Source organism: Povalibacter uvarum, from assembly GCF_014202975.1.
Classification (GTDB): Bacteria; Pseudomonadota; Gammaproteobacteria; order Steroidobacterales; family Steroidobacteraceae; genus Steroidobacter; species Steroidobacter uvarum.
Window position 1 is genome coordinate 396,270 of sequence record NZ_JACHHZ010000004.1, and the last position, 16,766, is coordinate 413,035.

The window sequence follows — 16,766 nt, forward strand, 5'->3', positions numbered from 1 at the left end:
CGCAGCTAGCAGGAGCGGAGAATGGAACGCGAACAAGCCATAAAACTGATGCAGGACCTGCTCAAGCGCCTCGTCGAGCGCAAGGGCTCCGACCTGTTCATCACGTCGGGGTTTCCGCCGGCCATCAAGGTCGACGGCGAGATCCGGCCGCAGTCCGAGCGCGTGCTCACGCCGGAGCAGAGCGCCGTGCTCGTGCGTTCGATCATGAACGACAAGCAGACGCGCGAGTTCGACGCCAGCAAGGAATGTAACTTCGCGATCGCGCCGGCCGGCATCGGTCGCTTCCGCGTCAGCGCCTTCGTGCAGCAGGGCCTGATCGGCTGCGTGGTCCGTACGATCAACGCGAAGATCCCGACGCTCGAAGAGATGCTGCTGCCGCCGATCCTGAAAGACGTCGTGATGACCAAGCGCGGCCTGTGCATTCTCGTGGGCGGCACGGGCTCGGGCAAGTCGACGTCGCTCGCGGCAATGCTGAACTACCGCAATGAAAAGACACGCGGCCACATCATCACCATCGAAGATCCGGTCGAATACGTCCACGATCACAAGGGCTGCGTGATCACGCACCGCGAAGTCGGTGTGGATACCGAGTCCTGGCACATGGCACTCAAGAACACGCTGCGCCAGGCGCCCGACGTGATCCTGATCGGCGAAATCCGTGACCGCGACACGATGGAATACGGCATCCAGTTCGCCGAAACCGGCCACCTGGTGCTGGCAACCCTGCACGCCAACAGCGCCAACCAGGCGCTCGACCGTATCATCAACTTCTTCCCCGAGGAGCGTCGCGAGCAGCTCCTGATGGATCTCTCGCTGAACACGCGTGCATTGATTTCGCAGCGCCTCATTCCGCGCGAAGCGGGTGCGGGCCGCATCGCGGCGATGGAGATCATGCTGAACTCGCCGCTGATCGCCGACCTGATCTTCAAGGGCGAAGTGGCGGCCATCAAGGAGGTCATGTCGAAGTCGAACCGGCTCGGCATGAAGACATTCGACCAGTCGCTGTTCGAGCTCTACGAGGGCGGCATGATTTCGTACGAGGACGCGCTGCGAAACGCGGACTCGAAGAACGAAGTGCGCCTGCGCATCAAGCTCGAGAGCAAGCGCGAGATGAAAGTTTCGGACGAAGCGGGCAGCAGCCTGCGCATCATGGAAGACGAGACCGATCATACGTTTGGGAGATGAAGCGGTTGGCGGTTGGCGGTTAGCGGATAGTCAGAGCCGAAGGCTCCGGCTAACCGCCAACCGCTAACCGCTGTTCACTTCGCGAGGATTTATGGCAGTAGATAGCGAAGCGATGGACAGTGCGGACAACACCGGCAGCGAGGAGCGGCCGGTCGTACTCAATACCAAGCCGCTGTTCAAGCTCATGGTCGACAAGCGGGCGTCGGACCTGTTCTTCACGTCCTATGCGCCGATCAAGATCAAGATCGAAGGCCAGATCTTTCCGGTGAACAAGCAGATGCTGACGCCCGAAGTCGTGCGCCAGGCTGCGTATGGCCTCATGACGCAGGACCAGATCGAGGCGTTCAACGAAGAGCTCGAGATCGATTTCGCGATCTCCGAGCCCGGCCTGGGCCGCTTCCGCGTCAACGTTTTCCACCAGCGCGGCAATCCGGCGATGGTGCTGCGTTACATCACCGCCGACATGCCGCGTCTCGACGACCTCGGTCTGCCGGACATCCTGAAGGACCTGGTGATGATGAAGCGCGGCCTGCTGCTGATGGTCGGCGCCACGGGTTCGGGCAAGTCGACGACGCTCGCGTCGATGATCAACTACCGCAACGAAAACTCGTCGGACCACATCATCACGATCGAAGATCCGATCGAGTTCCTGCATTCGAACAAGAAGTCGATCATCAACCAGCGCGAAGTCGGCCTCGATACGAAGTCTTACGCTCGTGCGCTCAAGAGTGCGATGCGCGCCGCGCCCGATATGCTGCTGATCGGTGAGATCCGCGATCGCGAAACCATGGAGTCCGCGATCATGCTGGCCGGTACCGGTCACCTCGTGCTCGCCACGCTCCACGCGAACAATGCGGCGGAAACGCTGGACCGCATCATCAACATGTTCCCGCTGGACCAGCACACCCAGATCTTCCTCGACATCTCACAGTACCTGCGCGCCATCATTGCGCAGCGCCTGGTGCCGGGAAAGAACAAGCGCCGCGTCGCAGCCGTCGAACTGCTGATCAACACCCCGCACGTGCAGGAACTGATCAAGAAGGGCGACGTCATCGGTGCAAAGGAAGCACTGCGCACGAGCAGCGAGAAGGGCATGCAGCACTTCGACACCGCGCTCTACGAACTCTACAAAGCGGGCCGCATCACGATGGAAGATGCACTGACGTACGCGGATTCGCGGACGAACCTGGAAGCGAAGATCAACTTTGGATAGCGGTGAGCGATGAAGCTCGCAGCTCACGGCTTCCTCGCTTCTTCAAAATCTCGTCTCCCTCGCCTCATAGTCCACCACCTTCCTGTCTGGGCCAAACTTCACGATCACCGTGATCGCCCGGATTGCGGTCGATGATTGCAGCGAACCGGCCGACTTGCCCGCTTCGACCGAGCCTCCCAGCGACACCGACGAGAAGAACAGGCCCAGTTGCGCTGCGCTCTGGGCCGAGCGGCTGTTGGCGCGGACGTCGGTCTGGGTCGTCGAGCGTTCGTAGATCCAGGTTTCGCGGCCGGCTTCGTCCTGGGTCGTCAGGTTCGGCCCGCCGAAGCGCTTCAACAGGTCGGATTGGGTCGTTACGCCTTTGCAGACTTCGTCCGCGGAGCATTGAGCGACAGGCTCGGAACGAACGGAGCTCGTCTCGGCCGCTGCCGGACTGCTGGTCGGTGCGACGTCGAGTGACAGAGGCGGTGTCACCGTCTTTGCGGCGACGCGTCGCAATTCATGCGACGGCTCGATGACCGCAGGTTGCGGCGGGCGCTGCAGCTCGGAGGAGGCCGGCCGGACATCTGCTGTTGCTGGTTCCGTCGCGCGCTCCTGATGCACGCTCGCCGCGATCTGCGCCGCAGTGGGTTGCTGGGCTTGAGGTGCAGGCGTCGGGATCGGTGTGGCCTCCGCAAGTTCGGGGGTGGGGCGATCTCGAAAAGCCCAATAGGCCGTTGTACTCAGTGCCGCTGCAGCGACGATGGCGCCGGCGAGTGCCAATACGGCGGGCGTTGCCTTGGGCTGCGGGCTCAGGATCGTCGTCATAGCGCGGACAGACGGGCGGCCGAGCGTCGGTCGTTCGCTTGCCTCGTCGCGATCGAGGGCATCCCGGAGCGCATGCTGCAGCCGCGTCATCGAGTCGTAGCGTTCTTCGGCGCGTTTGGCCGTTCCCTTCAAGATGACTTTCTGGATCGCGTCGCCGATATCAGGGCAGATGCTTTGCGGCGGCGGCAGAGGCTCCTGGATCGTCTTCATCACCAGCGCCACGGGCGTCGGCGCTGTGAAGGGAACGCGCCCGGTCAGCATCTCGTACAGTGCGACGCAGAGCGCGTAGATGTCCGTCGCCGGGCCGATCTCCTCGGCACCCAGCGCCTGTTCCGGCGCCATGTACGCGGGCGTTCCCAGCGCCGCACCTGTTTGCGTGAGTCTCGTTCCCTCGCGCATGAGTCTCGCGATGCCGAAGTCCGTCAGGATCGGCTGCGCGGCCGTCGAGATCATGATGTTCTCGGGCTTGATGTCCCGATGAACGACGCCCCGCGAGTGCGCGTACTGCAATGCATCGGCAACCTGCAGCAACAGTTCGACTGCCCGGCTGATCGGGCGGATGCGGGTCTCACGAAGCATGATCTTCTTGAGATCGCTGCCCTCGATGAACTCCATGACCATGAAGCACACGTCGCGTTCGACGCCGAAGTCGTGCACCTGCACGATGTTCGGATGGCGCAGCGATGCCACGGCCTGCGCTTCCTGCAGGAAGCGCGCGCGGAAGTCTTCGGCGCTGACGAGATCGGGGCGGATGACCTTCAGTGCGCGGTCGACCCGCAGGTTGCGATGCTCCGCCCGATAGACGTCCGCCATGCCGCCGCCGCCGAGCCGGGCAGTGATCGTGTACGGGCCGAGCGTCTGCCCGATGAGATCGTTGGCGTTGGCAGCCAAGTCAGTCGAGCCCTTTGTCGAGGAACATCTGCTTGTCGACGGCTCGCCAAACGACTGCGTAGTACTGATCGACGAGGCCCGGGTAGTAGACGTTGTCGAATCGCAGCTTCACCTTCGTGAGCGTCGGCGTCTGCTTCACCATCGAGAGCGTGAGTCCCGACATGTAGCGCGACATCATCGCGTTCGGATCGATGTCGTAGGGACCGGCTTTCTTGTCGAAGATGTCGGCGCTGTAGCCTTTGGCGACGGCGTACTGCCGCAGGCCTTCCTGCTGCAGCGACTCGAGCTGCGTCGGCGGAAGTTCGGGAATCGACGCCGTGATGTAGCCCGACGCGCGCTCCATGTTGTTGACGCGACAGCCGAGCGAGGCAAGCGCGACAGTCATCGAATCGAAGACGCGTTCGAAATTCTGTTCGAACTGCCGGTCGCCGATCGCCATGGACATCTTCTCGCGCTGGTCGTGCCAGGCGGGCAGGTCCGGGTTGTTCATGACCTCCTGCATGAGCTGGGCTTTGGCCATCATGGCTTCCGGATCGCCCATGTTCGCCCGCATGGCTTCCTGGGAACGCATGAGCTCCGCCATGTCGGGATTGCGACCGAGTCCCATGCCGCAGCCGCTCAGGCCAGTTGCTGCGATCAAACACATCAACGCCGCGATTTTCATAGGGAAGTGACCTGTCATCAGAAGTAGCTCGCCCGCACGGAGTAGTCCGACACCGTGCGGTTTGCGGCGAACTTCACGATCACGGTGATCGAGCGCACGGAAGTCGTGGCCGTCGAGGACACCGCCGCCCGTTCGCCGGAAACACCGCCGCCCGCCTGGCCGAAGTTGAAGAACACACTGAGGTTCGCCGCGCCCTGGACAGCTCGGCTGTTGGTCTGGATGTCGGTCTGCGTGACCGTGCGTTCGTACACCCAGGTCTCGATGCCGGCGGAGTCGTAGGAAGAAATGTTGGGGGAGCCGAAGAGCTGGACGAGGTCGAGCTGCGTCGTCTGACCCTTGCGGACCTGCGAGGTCACCATGCCGTAGCTCAATGCACTCGCCTGGGGCGGTTCCGAGGGCGCAGCGGGCAATGCTGCAGGTGCGGGTGCGGCAGCCTGGGGTTCATCCAGGTCAGGAACCTTCGGGCTCACGCAGCCGCAGAGCAGCAGCGCAGCAACGCATGAGACGAAAGGGAGGTTGTTCGCAGTGGAGCGCGGCTGTCTGATAGCCCCTGTGCGCGGTAGCGCGCGCACATCACCGGGTTCATGATCGGTCAATCGCATGAGCTTCAATTCCGCATTCCCGACCGCGAAGCGATCGGTCCAAAGCGCCCTCGGGCCAGATGGGCTGACTTTGCGGGCAGGCGACGACTTCGTGCCTGAGGGAAGGAGAAGGAATGGATAAGGATTCGATAATCCGGCGCCAGACGACAGGGGACACGTGGCTGACCGCGGCGGAGATGTCGTCCTTTCGTCTGAGCGAATGGGTCGTCGACCCCGGCCTCAATCAATTGCGACAAGCGGATGCCGTCATCCAGCTCGAGCCGCGAACGATGGAAGTGCTGTGCGTGCTCGCGCAGCGTCCCCAGAAAACCGTTTCGCGCGACACGCTGATGGAAACCGTCTGGTCGGGAAGGGTCGTGGTCGATGAGGTCATCTCGCGCGCCGTCGTGCAGTTGCGGCAGGCGCTGGGCGACGATCCGAAGGCGCCACGAATCCTGCAGACCGTCCGGGGCCGCGGCTATCGGCTCATCGCGACACCACTGCCCATCGAGTCGCCCAGCGTTTCAGCGCTGACTGAAACGATTCCGCTGCCTCCGATCGATGCGGTCCTGCCGCCGAAGCGGCGTCACTGGATGGCAGTGGCAGCGACGCTCGTGCTGACGCTGCTCGCGGGCGTTTCCTGGTTCCAGGTGTCGAACTCGGGCGCGGCCCGGGTGAATTCCATCGCCGTCCTGCCGCTGGCGAATCTGACGGGTGACCCGACGCAGCAGATCGTGGTCGACGGCCTGTCCGAGGCACTGATCACTTCGCTGGCCCGTGCTCCCGATCTGAAAGTCATCGCGCGCGGATCGGTGTACGCATTGCGGCCGGATATCGATCCCATCGAAGCCGGTCGCCGGCTTGGCGTCGAAGCCATCGTTCAAGGCAGCGTACGACAAGCGGACGAGCGGTTGCGTGTTGCAGTTCGCGTGGTTCACACGCGCGATGCGCGAGTGCTCTGGTCCGATGAGTACGCGGGGCCAGTCAGTGCGGATGACATGCAGATCGAGCAGGCGCTGGTCGCAGGTGTGCTGACGGGTATCGATGCGGACGAGGCGGTGCGCCGCATGGCAGCCGCCGGCGATGCTGCCCTCGATCCGTTTGCGCACCGTCTGTACCTGGAGGGGCAGCATCTCCTGAATCGGCGCACGCCGGAATCGGTGACGCTTGCTGTCGAGCGTTTTCAGCAAGCGATCAACGCGGATCCCGACGATGCGCGGCTCCACGCGGCGCTCGCGCAGGCTCATCTATTGCGCAGCTATTGGTCGAATTCGTCGGCAGGCGAAGTCGTGCCGCTGGCGCGCGCCGCCGCCAATCGCGCGATCGAGCTGGATTCCACAGTGGCGGGCGCTCACGCTGTGCTCGGCAGCATCGCGTATCAGTACGACTGGAACTGGAGCGATGCGGAGCATCTGTTCCGCCGGGCCCTGAGGCTCGAGCCGAACGATGCCGCAGCCCACCTTCAGTTCGCGAACATGCTGCAGTGGGCAGGGCGTTTCGGCGAGGCGCGCGAAGAATATCGACGCGCACGCGAGCTCGATCCGCTGTCGATGATCATCTACGCGAGTTCTGCTGCCCCCGACATGCTGAGCGGTCGCTATCAGGAAGCCGAGAACATTCTTCGCGGCGTGCTCGAGCTCGATCCCACGTTCGCCTTCGCCAACAACAATCTGGCATTGCTCAAGACGCTGAGCGGTGATCTCGAGAACGGCATCTCGCTGTACGAGGACGCGCAGAAGCGCTTCGGTCGTGATTCCAGCTACGCGTCCCTGGGCTATGCCTACGGGATGGCTGGTCGTACGAAGGAAGCTCGCGACGTGCTGTCTTCGCTGAAGTACGAAGCGGCGCAGCGGCCTGTCTCAGCGTACATGCTGGCGCTGGTTCATCTCGGCCTGAACGAACGTGAGGCGGCGCTCGCGCAGTTGAATGCGGCGGTGAGCGCGCACGATGACTATCTGATCTGGGCCCGTGTCGATCCGCGCCTGCATCGCGTACGGCAGGAGCCGGAGTTTCAGAAGATCCTTCGAACGGTCGGTCTGGGTGAGGAAGCGCCGAGGCTTGCGAAGAGCGATGCAGCGCAGAAAGTCAGCGGGTTGTAGCTTCCGTCACACCCGCGCACGCGGGTGTCCATCTTCTCTCGAACTCCAGATGGATTCCCGCTTTCGCGGGAATGACGATCACGCCGCGAAAACCGCCTGCGCATCAAACACCGGCCCGTCGACACACACACGCTTCATCGCGGGCCCATCCGGTGTCGTGACCTTCACTCCGCAACCGGCGCAGCCGCCAACGGCGCACGCCATGAACTCTTCGAGCGAAACCTGGCAGGGGATGCCGAAGCGTCGCGCAACGGCCGCTGCCGCCTTCAGCATCGGCGTGGGTCCGCAAGCAAACATCCCCACTTCGTCGAGTGCTGTCTGATCCAGAGAACTCAGCCAGGCTGCTGCCAAGTCGGTGACGTAGCCGTCGTAGCAGCCCGCGTAGCCAGCGAGGCTCGCGAGCCGGCTCGGAACCCCCCACTCATCGAGCATCGGCATGCACGCGATCGCGCCTTCCGGCATCCCGGGCACGAGGATCGTCGAAGGGCGCGCGCGGAAGGGGAAGGGCACTTCCGATCCCATCAGGACCAGCGGTTTCCAGTCCGCATCATCGCGTTCACGCAGAGCCTCCGTGAGGAACACCATTGGCGGGATGCCGACACCGCCACCGACGAGCAGCGTGCGCGGACGTTCACGATGAGGAACGAAACCATTGCCGATCGGACCCAGCGCGCTGATGCGATCGCCCGCCTTCTTGCCCGAGAGCAACTGCAGGCCCGGACCGACGATCTTGTAGAGGACTTCGATCGTGCCGCGGCCCGCATCGACGCGCATGATCGACAGCGGTCGCCGCATCGGCAGCGACTCATCGCAGCTCAGGTGCACGAAGGCGCCCGGTTTCGCGGCCGCAGCGCACTTCGGCGCCTTGAGCTTCAGGATGAACTGGCTCGCTTCGAAAGCGTCCTGCGCGATGACTTCGGCGTCTTCGACAAAGATCGTGCCGCGGTGAGATTTGTCTGTATGGGTCATGGAGAGAGAATCGGATTTTCCACGGGGTACAGGGGGATCACGGGGAAGAGATTTCAGGACTCGGATGAAGGGTAAAGCTGGATGAAGTCACGACTGAAGCGCAGACCTTCCGGCCCCCGTGTTCCCCGTGCCCCCCGTGGAGTTCTTCATTCTCGTCCGTCATTTCAGTTTCCGGCGTGACTGGACGTTGCGCACGACTGTCGCGAGGACGGCCATGCGTACGGCGACGCCATTGGTGACTTGTTGCTGGATCACGGACTGCGGGCCGTCGGCGACTGAGCTTGCGATCTCGACGTCGCGATTCATCGGGCCCGGATGCATGACGATCGCGCCCTGGTTGGCCTTCTTCAATCGGTCGACAGTGATGCCGAACGCGCGGTGATAGGTCGCCTCATCGGGAATCTGTGCGCTGCTCATCCGTTCGCGCTGGATACGCAGCGCCATGATCACATCGGTGCCCGCGATGGCTTTGTCGATGTCGTCGAAGCGCTTCGCGCCTGCGAACTCGCTTGCCTTCGGCATCAGGTCGTCCGGCGCTGCGATGCGCAGTTCGCCGACGCCCAGCGTCGTGAGTGCGTGCCAGGCTGAGCGAGCGACGCGCGAATGCGAGATGTCGCCGGCGATCAGCACTTTCAGCTTGCTGAAATCCGGCTTGTGCTGGCGGATCGTCAGCGCGTCGAGCAGGCCCTGCGTCGGATGCGACAGGTGCGCCTCGCCCGCGTTCAGGATGCAAACGTTAGGCGCGACGAAGTTGGCGACGTGCGCCGGCAGGCCGGGCTCGGCATCGCGCATGATCAGGATGTCGGCGTGCATTGCCTGCAGCGTGTAGATCGTGTCGAGGACGGTTTCACCCTTCACGCGCGACGAAGTCTGCATGTCGAGGTTGACGACGTCCGCGCCGAGACGTTGCGCCGCGAGTTCGAAGGACACCCGCGTACGCGTACTGGGCTCGAAGAAGAGATTGGCGACCGTGTGGCCCGACAGCGTCTGGTCGCGAGCGGGCAGATCGCCCGGAGAGCGCACGTAGAACTGCGCCAGGTCGAGCAGCGCGGTCAGCTCATCGCGGCTCATGCCTTCCAGCGTTATCAGATGCCGGAGGCGGCCTTCGCTGTCGCGCTGCATTTTTGCACTTACGTCAGTGGTCAATTTGTCTCACCTCAAGAGAGGAGTTTCACACGGAGCTCACGGAGTTCACGGAGATCGAGAGGGCACGGGTTCTCGTTCCGAACTCCGTGCTCTCCGTGAACTCCGTGTGAAACGTCCCAAAGTCACTGCGCCGACGACGGATCGTCGAACCATCGTTCCAGCAGCACCTTTGCCGCCGTCATGTCGACGTCGCCGTGAGTCACTCGGCGCCGCTTCAGTCCCTGGGCCCGGGCATTGCGCAGCTGCGCTTCGGCTTCGCGCGAGCTCAGGCGTTCGTCCACCAGGGCGACGGGGAGTCGGTAGCGGGTCGTGAGGTCGTTTGCGAAGGCTCGCGATGCGTCGGTCAGGGCCGTCGGCGTGCCGTCCATATTATAGGGGAGGCCCACCACGAGCCGGGCGGGACGATATTCGTCGATGAGCTTGCCGATCGCGGACCAGGGCACCTGTCCCGTGCAGGTCAGGGTGGTCAATGCGCGGGCCGTGCGGGTCAGCGTATCGCCGCTCGCAACGCCGATGCGGCGGGTGCCGTAATCGAATGACAGGATCAGTTGTGGCTGCGGCGGACCCTTTGCCGGGTCGGCCATCATGCGTGCCCGGCGGTCAGGCTGATGGTGCCCAGGTCGATGCCGAGGAGGCGGCCCGCCGCGTGCCAGCGTTGCTCGAAAGGCGTGTCGAAAATGATCTTCTCGTCCGCCGGCACGGTCAGCCACGCGTTCTGGGCCAGCTCGGTTTCCAGCTGGCCAGGCGCCCATCCGGCATATCCGAGCGCGACCAGCGCCGTGTCCGGACCGTTGCCCCTCGCCATGGCATCGAGAATGTCAGGCGAGGTGGTCACCTGGATACGCGAAGAAATCTGGCGCGTATGCTCCCAGTTGCCGCCGATGTGGTGCAGGACGAACCCTCGGTCCGTCTGCACCGGGCCTCCCTGCAGCACCGATTGCCTGCCGACGGACTCGGTCGGCGTCGGCATCTTCAGTTGCTCGAACACCTCGGCGAGTTTCATCTGCAGTGGGCGGTTGATGACGATCCCCAGCGCGCCGTCCGCGTTGTGCTCCCAGATATAGGTGACGGTCTGGAAGAAATTGGTGTCCGTCATCGCGGGCATCGCGATGAGGAACTGGTTGGTCAGGGAGTCGCCGCCGGACATGGGGTAAGTATCGGGCGGGGGGGCCGCGGGCTTCAAGGCCCGGACGGGACATCCGTCATTCCCGCGAAGGCGGGAATCCATCCGGGTCACATGAGCACGGAAGACATAACCCTGTAATCCACCGACTCCGGAATGACCTCCCGCTTTCGCGGGAGTGACGAGGCATCGATCACGGCGTCTGCGGCGCCTGCCCCGCGTAATCCGACGACGCCGATACCTTTCCGCCTCCGCCGCCCTCCAGGAACTGCCACTCGTACGCAAACCGCAGTTCGTCGTACTTCTTGCGCAGGTCGGTGGGGAAGGGATCGAACGGCGAGGCGAGGCGCAGGATCGACAGCGCCGCCTGGTCGAGTTCCTTCCGGCCGCTGGAGCGGCGGACGATGATCTCGCCGAGGCTGCCGTCCGCCTTGATCGCAACTTCGAGGACGGGATTGGCGGTCGCTTTCGCGCTGCGTGCGATCTGGGGGAAGTTCATCGTGCCCAGGCGCTCGACTTTCCGGCGCCAGGCATCGAGATAGGGCGCGATCACCGACTGGCGCGTATTGGGAATCACCTCGTAGCGACCGTCCTGCCTGCCGCGAAGGCGCAGGCTCGTGTCCGTCGCATTGGTGGCGATCGGGCTCGGCGCGGTGGGTGCCAGCGCGAGCGGCGATTCGGCACGCTGCGCCGGGGTGTCCTCGCCGCTGCGATACGAGACTTCGCTGCGGTCAGACCGGCTGGACACGAACTCGGTGGATTTCTGACCGGTGGTGGCTTCCCGATACTCGCTGCCGGTCCCATCGGGCAGGCCCTCCTGCTGGAGCGGCAGGCTCGACGATGCCGGGTTCGCCGGTCGCACTGCATCATCCGTCGTGCCGGTCCCCTGCTGATTGCGCTGCGCGAGGTATTGCGCGCTCAGGTTGTCGGCGGCCTGCGTATCGGCCCCGGTCAGCAGAAGCACTTCGAGCGTCGGCGGCGGCCCCTGCAGCACGTGCGGCACCGCGAAGGTCACCCCGAGAATGACGATGCCGTGAAAGAGCGCCGCCAGGAACAGCGTCGTCGTCAGGCGATCCTTGACCGGCGCAACGCCCTCGTTGTCATCGGCGGAGGACAGGATGGATTCGGCTTGAGAACTCACGGAGAAGCGGTTGGCGGTTAGCGGTTAGCAAGAGTGCGGAGCATGCGCTTGTTCTGATTCTGAACCAACCGCCAACCGCCAACCGCTAACCGCTTCCTCTTTCCGCTAACCGCCAACCGCCAACCGCTTCTCTATCGCATCCATGAGCAGGCCAGAGAGTTCCGTCTTGAATTGTTTGTCGAGTTCGCGCACGCCGGTTGGACTCGTGACGTTGATCTCGGTGACGTAGTCGCCGATGACATCGAGGCCGACGAACAGCATGCCGCGCTGCTTCAGGGTCGGTCCGATCTGGCTGACGAGCCAGCGATCGCGGTCCCGCAGTTCTCTTCCCTGGCCGCGTGCGCCCGCGGCGAGGTTGCCGCGATTGTCGTGCTCGGTGGGGATGCGGGCGAGCGCGTAGGGAGCGGGTTCGCCGTCGATGACGAGGACCCGGGTGTCACCGGTGGTCACGATGTCGGGAATGTATTTCTGCACGATCGCGTAGCGCGATCCGTAGTCCGTCTGGTTCTCGAAGATGACGTTCGCGTTCTTGTCGCCCTGGTCGATGACGAAGATCGAACGGCCGCCCATGCCGTGCAGCGGCTTGCAGACGGCCCGGCCGTGCTCGCGAACGAACGCATGCATGTCGGCCATGTTCCGGGTGATGAGCGTCGGTGCACAGCATTGCGGAAACCAGGCCGTGTAGACCTTCTCGTTCATGTCGCGCAGTCCCTGCGGGCGATTCACTACGAGTGCGCCCTGCTCCTCGGCGCGTTCCAGGATGTACGTCGTGTAGATGTACTCCATGTCGAACGGCGGGTCCTTGCGCATCAGGATCGTGTCGAATGTCGCAAGCGCCGCGGTCTGCGCCTCGCCCAGATCGAACCAGTCCTTCAGGTCGTCCCGGACGGTGACGCGCCGCAGACTTCCCATCGCGACGCCGTCGCGCAGCCACAGGTCTTGCTGCTGCGCATACCAGAGTTCCCAGCCGCGTTTCTGCGCCGCGAGCAGCATGGCGAGGGTAGTGTCCTTCGCCGGCTTGATCGAATCGATCGGATCCATGACGACGAGAAGGCGGATGGCGGGTGAAGGCATGCGGCGAATCCTGAATGAGGTTGTCAACGGCCAACCGTCAACGGCGCGTGCAGACGTGATGACCATCACGTCTGCGAGAGATGCGTGTGACGGGCTTCATACTATAAGAACGCGGCCAATGGCAGGGCCGTAACCAATATGTTAAAAGTTTGCCCCGTCACGCAAGTCCCGTTCATTGCACGAGATTTTTCCCGCGGTACCGCGGGAGAGCCATGGCCCGGGACACGCACTGCGCGCGAGGCCAACGAGGAAAGCGATGGAAAACCTGGCAACGAACGAGCCGCGGCTCGCCGGTCTGAAAGTGCTGGTCATCGACGACAGCAAGACGATCCGCCGGACGGCTGAAACCCTGCTCACCAAGGAAGGCTGCGAAGTCTTCACGGCGGTCGACGGGTTCGACGCGCTGTCGAAGATCGCCGATCATCAGCCCGACATCGTCTTCGTGGACATCATGATGCCGCGCCTCGACGGCTATCAGACCTGTTCGCTGATCAAGCACAACAAGGTGTTCCGATCGATCCCCGTCATCATGCTGTCGAGCAAGGATGGTCTCTTCGACCGTGCTCGTGGCCGCATCGTGGGATCGGAGCACTATCTGACGAAGCCCTTCACCAAGGATGAACTGCTGAGCGCGATCGAGACCCACGTCGGCCAGGTGGTACGGTAAGGGCAGATGCGCGGGCAGGCAGTCGCAGCAAGGTCGGAGCGAGGTATGTCCCTGATCCTCATCGTCGATGATTCGCCAACGGAAGTTCACGTCATGCAGAAGGCGCTGGAAAGCCACGGCTACCAGACGGCCTCCGCGGGCGATGGCGCCGAAGCGATCCGCAAAGCCAAGGCCATGAAGCCGGATCTGATCTTCATGGACGTCGTCATGCCCGGCGTGAACGGCTTCCAGGCGACGCGCAAGCTCGCGTCCGATCCCGACACCAAGTCGATCCCCGTCATCATGGTGACGTCGAAGGATCAGGAAACCGATCGCATCTGGGGCATGCGCCAGGGTGCGGTGGACTATCTCGTGAAGCCCGTGTCGATGGACAAGCTGATCGAGAAGGCGCAGGCCGCGCTGGCCGATTGAAATGAACGCGAACGTCGCCAACGCGCCCGTCACCGTCGCAACGCTCCGCTCGTTGCGCGACAAGCCGTTCGAGCTGCTGCGCGAGCTCGAGCGTCTGGCGCGACTGGCGCTCGCCGGACAGGGACGCGACGCCGCCAACGAACGCGAGTGGGTCGGCGTCGCCTTCCGCGTCAGCGCGGAGAATTTTCTGGTCGCACGCGAAGAGACGCGCGAAGTGCTCGGGTTTCCTTCGGTGGTCACGCGCGTCCCTGGGGCAAAGCCCTGGATCCGCGGGCTCGCGAACGTCCGCGGCCAGTTGCTGCCGATCGTCGACCTGCGGGCCTTCCTGGGCGGCGGTATCACCAACATCGGCCGCGGGTCCCGCGTGCTGGTGGCGAACCACCGCGAAGTGCCGGCCGGATTGCTGGTCGATGAGGTTCAGGGTTTTCGTCGCTTCGCCGATAACGAATTCGGCACCACCGTGCCGCCGACCATCATCCGTTGCGAACGGTACCTCGCGGGCGCCTTCCGCCGCGGCAACGAGAGCTGGCCGGTTTTCAGTTTGCGTAGTTTGCTAGAGAGTTCCGACTTCCTGCAGGCAGCTGCCTCTTGAGCACTGCCATCATCGCTATGAAAACGGTCGTGGATAACAACAAGGGCATTCCGGCTGACGCTGTCGCTGACGCGTCGGTGCTGAATGCAGGGCGCGCACATGGCCGACGCTAACGCCAACAAGATGTACGGCGTGCGGTTCCTGCCGCTGCTGCTGACCATCGCGCTGGTCTGTATCGGCGTCGCGGTCGGGCTCCTGCTGTTCGCGAATCGCGATGCGGGGCAGGGCGCGGAACAGGTTCGCCAGATCAACGAAGTCGTCGCGCTGTCGCAGAAGATTCCGTCGCTCGCGATGGGCGCTCTGTCCGGCAAGGCCGACGCCTTCGATGCGCTCGGCAAGGCACTCGATCGCTATTCGAAGCTCGTCGAGACCGCCGGGCCGGAAGCGAAGGATTTCGGGCCGTCGCAGGAACTGCAGAAATCGGCCCAGACCATTCTCTCCTCGCGTGAAGCGACGCTGGCTGTCCAGAAATCCGCCACGGACGTGCGCGCCCTGGTGCCGCAGCTGTTGCAGGCGATGGGCAACGTCGTCGGTGCACTGGGTTCGTCCGGCGTCGAAGGAATGACGCGGCACATCGAGCGATTCGAGCTCACGGGTTTGCGTCTGCAGCAGGACATGGAAGCGCTGGCGGGCGGGGTGGGCGACGCATCGCTCATTGCGCGCCGTCTTGCGGACGGTATCGATTACATGGGGCAGGTGGTTGGCGGTCTCGGCGGAGAAGATGCCGGGCTCGGCCTTACGAAAGTTACTGGCGCCGACGCTGAGGCGCGCCTGAAGGCGATGAGTACGCTGTACTCACAGCTGAGCGAACAGGTGCGCACCGCCATCACATCTGCCGAACGCGTTCGCCTCGCCCGTGAGTCGGGCATCGCGATTGCGACTCACGCCGACAAGATCTATTCGCACTTCCAGGACCGCATCGGCATGCCGGGCGCCGCTGACGGTGTTCTCGGCAGCAAGGTGCTGCCGCTCGCGCTGCTCGCTGTAGCCGCGCTGGCGCTCGGCGTACTCGCGCTGCTGTTCGCCACGGGCGGCAACATCCGCAAGACGGTCGAGATGCAGGCCAACAAGAACGAACGCAACCAGGAAGCGATTCTGCGCCTCCTCGACGAACTATCGAGCCTGGCGGACGGCGACCTGACCGTGCAGGCAACGGTGACGGAAGACATCACCGGAGCGATCGCTGACTCGATCAACTACGCCATCGAAGCGCTGCGCGAACTCGTGGCGACGATCAACGACTCGGCCATCACGCTCGACGGCTCGGTGAAACAGACCCAGAACTCCGCCGGCCAGCTGGCCAAAGCAGCGGTCGCGCAGTCCCGGCAGATCGCCCTGGCGTCCGAATCCGTCGCCGCAATGGCAGGTTCGACCGAAGAAGTGTCCGGCAACGCCGAACGTTCAGCAGACGTCGCGCGGCACTCGGTGGACGTCGCTCACAAGGGCGGCGATGCCGTGCGTCGCACCATCGACGGCATGAACGCGATCCGCGAAACGATTCAGGAAACGTCGAAGCGCATCAAGCGCCTGGGCGAGAGCTCGCAGGAGATCGGCAATATCGTCGAGCTCATCAACGACATTGCCGAGCAGACGAACATCCTCGCGCTCAACGCATCGATCCAGGCCTCGATGGCCGGCGAAGCGGGCCGCGGCTTCGCGGTCGTCGCCGACGAAGTGCAGCGCCTCGCGGAGCGCGCCGCGAACGCGACGAAGCAGATCGAAGTGCTCGTGCGCACGATTCAGGCCGATACGAACGAAGCTGTCGTCTCGATGGAGCGCAGCACGACGGACGTGGTCGGTGGGGCGCTGCTCGCCGAGAACGCGGGCGCCGCGCTGGAAGAGATCGAGCAGGTGTCGAACCAGATCGCGAGCCTGGTGCAGAACATTTCGGCGAGCTCGCGCCAGCAGGCCTCGGCTGCGCAGAACATCGCCCGCAACATGAATGCATTGCGTGAGATCAGCTCTCACACCGCCGAGAACTCGGCGGCGACCTCCAACTCCGTCGGCAAGCTGGCGGAGCTGTCCTCGCAGCTGCGTAAGTCCGTCTCGGGCTTCCGCCTGCCGGACGTCGCCTCGGGAGGCACCGAATTGCTGGCCGATCCGGGTCGCAAGGTTGCGCCGGTCGCGCCGGTCATTACGGCCACGCCGCCGCCGAAGAAGGTCAGCGGCCTGAGCCGCTGATGAACTGCCGAGAACTGACGGG

16 protein-coding genes are annotated in these 16,766 nt (G+C 63.8%); 7 read left to right on the forward strand and 9 right to left on the reverse strand.

Annotation, left to right across the window (positions count from 1 at the left end):
• The first annotated feature begins 21 nt into the window (after nt 1-21).
• Together HNQ60_RS18140 and HNQ60_RS18145 are read left to right on the forward strand one after the other, a co-directional pair.
• Entirely contained in the window at nt 22-1,185 is a 1,164-nt protein-coding gene (locus HNQ60_RS18140; protein WP_184334182.1) for a PilT/PilU family type 4a pilus ATPase, read from the forward strand.
• A gap of 91 nt (nt 1,186-1,276) precedes the next feature.
• Complete coding sequence (locus HNQ60_RS18145) at nt 1,277-2,398, forward strand: PilT/PilU family type 4a pilus ATPase (protein ID WP_246433667.1); 1,122 nt, start codon at nt 1,277-1,279, stop codon at nt 2,396-2,398.
• A gap of 42 nt (nt 2,399-2,440) precedes the next feature.
• Here HNQ60_RS18145 and HNQ60_RS18150 read toward each other — a convergent pair whose 3' ends face one another.
• Genes HNQ60_RS18150 through HNQ60_RS18160 form a run of 3 tightly spaced genes read right to left on the reverse strand, consistent with a single transcriptional unit; the run spans nt 2,441 to nt 5,362 of the window.
• Nucleotides 2,441-4,096: a serine/threonine-protein kinase gene (locus HNQ60_RS18150; RefSeq protein WP_184334183.1), complete on the reverse strand. Its 1,656-nt coding sequence runs from the start codon at nt 4,094-4,096 to the stop codon at nt 2,441-2,443.
• 1 nt (nt 4,097) lies between these two features.
• Complete coding sequence (locus HNQ60_RS18155) at nt 4,098-4,736, reverse strand: hypothetical protein (RefSeq protein ID WP_184334184.1); 639 nt, start codon at nt 4,734-4,736, stop codon at nt 4,098-4,100.
• Between the two features lie 41 nt (nt 4,737-4,777).
• Nucleotides 4,778-5,362, reverse strand: coding sequence for a hypothetical protein (locus HNQ60_RS18160; protein ID WP_184334185.1), 585 nt, complete (start codon nt 5,360-5,362; stop codon nt 4,778-4,780).
• 113 nt (nt 5,363-5,475) lie between these two features.
• Here HNQ60_RS18160 and HNQ60_RS18165 point away from each other — a divergent pair, with 113 nt between their 5' ends.
• Entirely contained in the window at nt 5,476-7,440 is a 1,965-nt protein-coding gene (locus HNQ60_RS18165; RefSeq protein WP_184334186.1) for a winged helix-turn-helix domain-containing protein, read from the forward strand.
• Nucleotides 7,441-7,518: 78 nt separating this feature from the next.
• Here the strand turns inward: HNQ60_RS18165 and HNQ60_RS18170 are convergent, their stop codons facing one another.
• The 6 genes from HNQ60_RS18170 to gshB all read right to left on the reverse strand — a co-directional run bounded on the left by HNQ60_RS18170 (nt 7,519) and on the right by gshB (nt 12,893).
• Nucleotides 7,519-8,409, reverse strand: a complete 891-nt coding sequence (locus tag HNQ60_RS18170; protein ID WP_184334187.1) for a dihydroorotate dehydrogenase electron transfer subunit — start codon at nt 8,407-8,409, stop codon at nt 7,519-7,521.
• Between the two features lie 159 nt (nt 8,410-8,568).
• Entirely contained in the window at nt 8,569-9,555 is a 987-nt protein-coding gene (locus HNQ60_RS18175; RefSeq protein WP_246433668.1) for an aspartate carbamoyltransferase catalytic subunit, read from the reverse strand.
• A gap of 122 nt (nt 9,556-9,677) precedes the next feature.
• Nucleotides 9,678-10,139: a Holliday junction resolvase RuvX gene (gene ruvX / locus HNQ60_RS18180; RefSeq protein WP_184334188.1), complete on the reverse strand. Its 462-nt coding sequence runs from the start codon at nt 10,137-10,139 to the stop codon at nt 9,678-9,680.
• Complete coding sequence (locus tag HNQ60_RS18185) at nt 10,139-10,702, reverse strand: YqgE/AlgH family protein (RefSeq protein ID WP_184334189.1); 564 nt, start codon at nt 10,700-10,702, stop codon at nt 10,139-10,141. The genes ruvX and HNQ60_RS18185 overlap by 1 nt, the downstream gene beginning before the upstream one ends.
• A gap of 169 nt (nt 10,703-10,871) precedes the next feature.
• On the reverse strand, nt 10,872-11,819 hold the full coding sequence (locus tag HNQ60_RS28135) for an energy transducer TonB (protein WP_184334190.1): 948 nt from the start codon (nt 11,817-11,819) through the stop codon (nt 10,872-10,874).
• A gap of 105 nt (nt 11,820-11,924) precedes the next feature.
• The gene (gshB, locus tag HNQ60_RS18195; RefSeq protein WP_184334191.1) at nt 11,925-12,893 is read right to left on the reverse strand and encodes a glutathione synthase; all 969 of its coding nucleotides are present in this window, start codon (nt 12,891-12,893) and stop codon (nt 11,925-11,927) included.
• A gap of 256 nt (nt 12,894-13,149) precedes the next feature.
• On the opposite strand from gshB, the gene HNQ60_RS18200 reads away from it, so the two are divergent.
• The 4 genes from HNQ60_RS18200 to HNQ60_RS18215 all read left to right on the forward strand — a co-directional run bounded on the left by HNQ60_RS18200 (nt 13,150) and on the right by HNQ60_RS18215 (nt 16,744).
• Nucleotides 13,150-13,560 carry a response regulator gene (locus tag HNQ60_RS18200; protein ID WP_184334192.1) on the forward strand — a complete coding sequence of 137 codons (411 nt, stop codon included), beginning with the start codon at nt 13,150-13,152 and terminating at the stop codon, nt 13,558-13,560.
• Between the two features lie 45 nt (nt 13,561-13,605).
• The gene (locus tag HNQ60_RS18205) at nt 13,606-13,971 is read left to right on the forward strand and encodes a response regulator transcription factor (RefSeq protein ID WP_184334193.1); all 366 of its coding nucleotides are present in this window, start codon (nt 13,606-13,608) and stop codon (nt 13,969-13,971) included.
• Nucleotide 13,972: 1 nt separating this feature from the next.
• Nucleotides 13,973-14,563: a chemotaxis protein CheW gene (locus HNQ60_RS18210; protein ID WP_184334194.1), complete on the forward strand. Its 591-nt coding sequence runs from the start codon at nt 13,973-13,975 to the stop codon at nt 14,561-14,563.
• Between the two features lie 99 nt (nt 14,564-14,662).
• Nucleotides 14,663-16,744 (forward strand): methyl-accepting chemotaxis protein, encoded by a 2,082-nt coding sequence (locus HNQ60_RS18215; RefSeq protein ID WP_184334195.1) that lies wholly within the window; start codon nt 14,663-14,665, stop codon nt 16,742-16,744.
• The last annotated feature ends 22 nt before the right edge of the window (nt 16,745-16,766 follow it).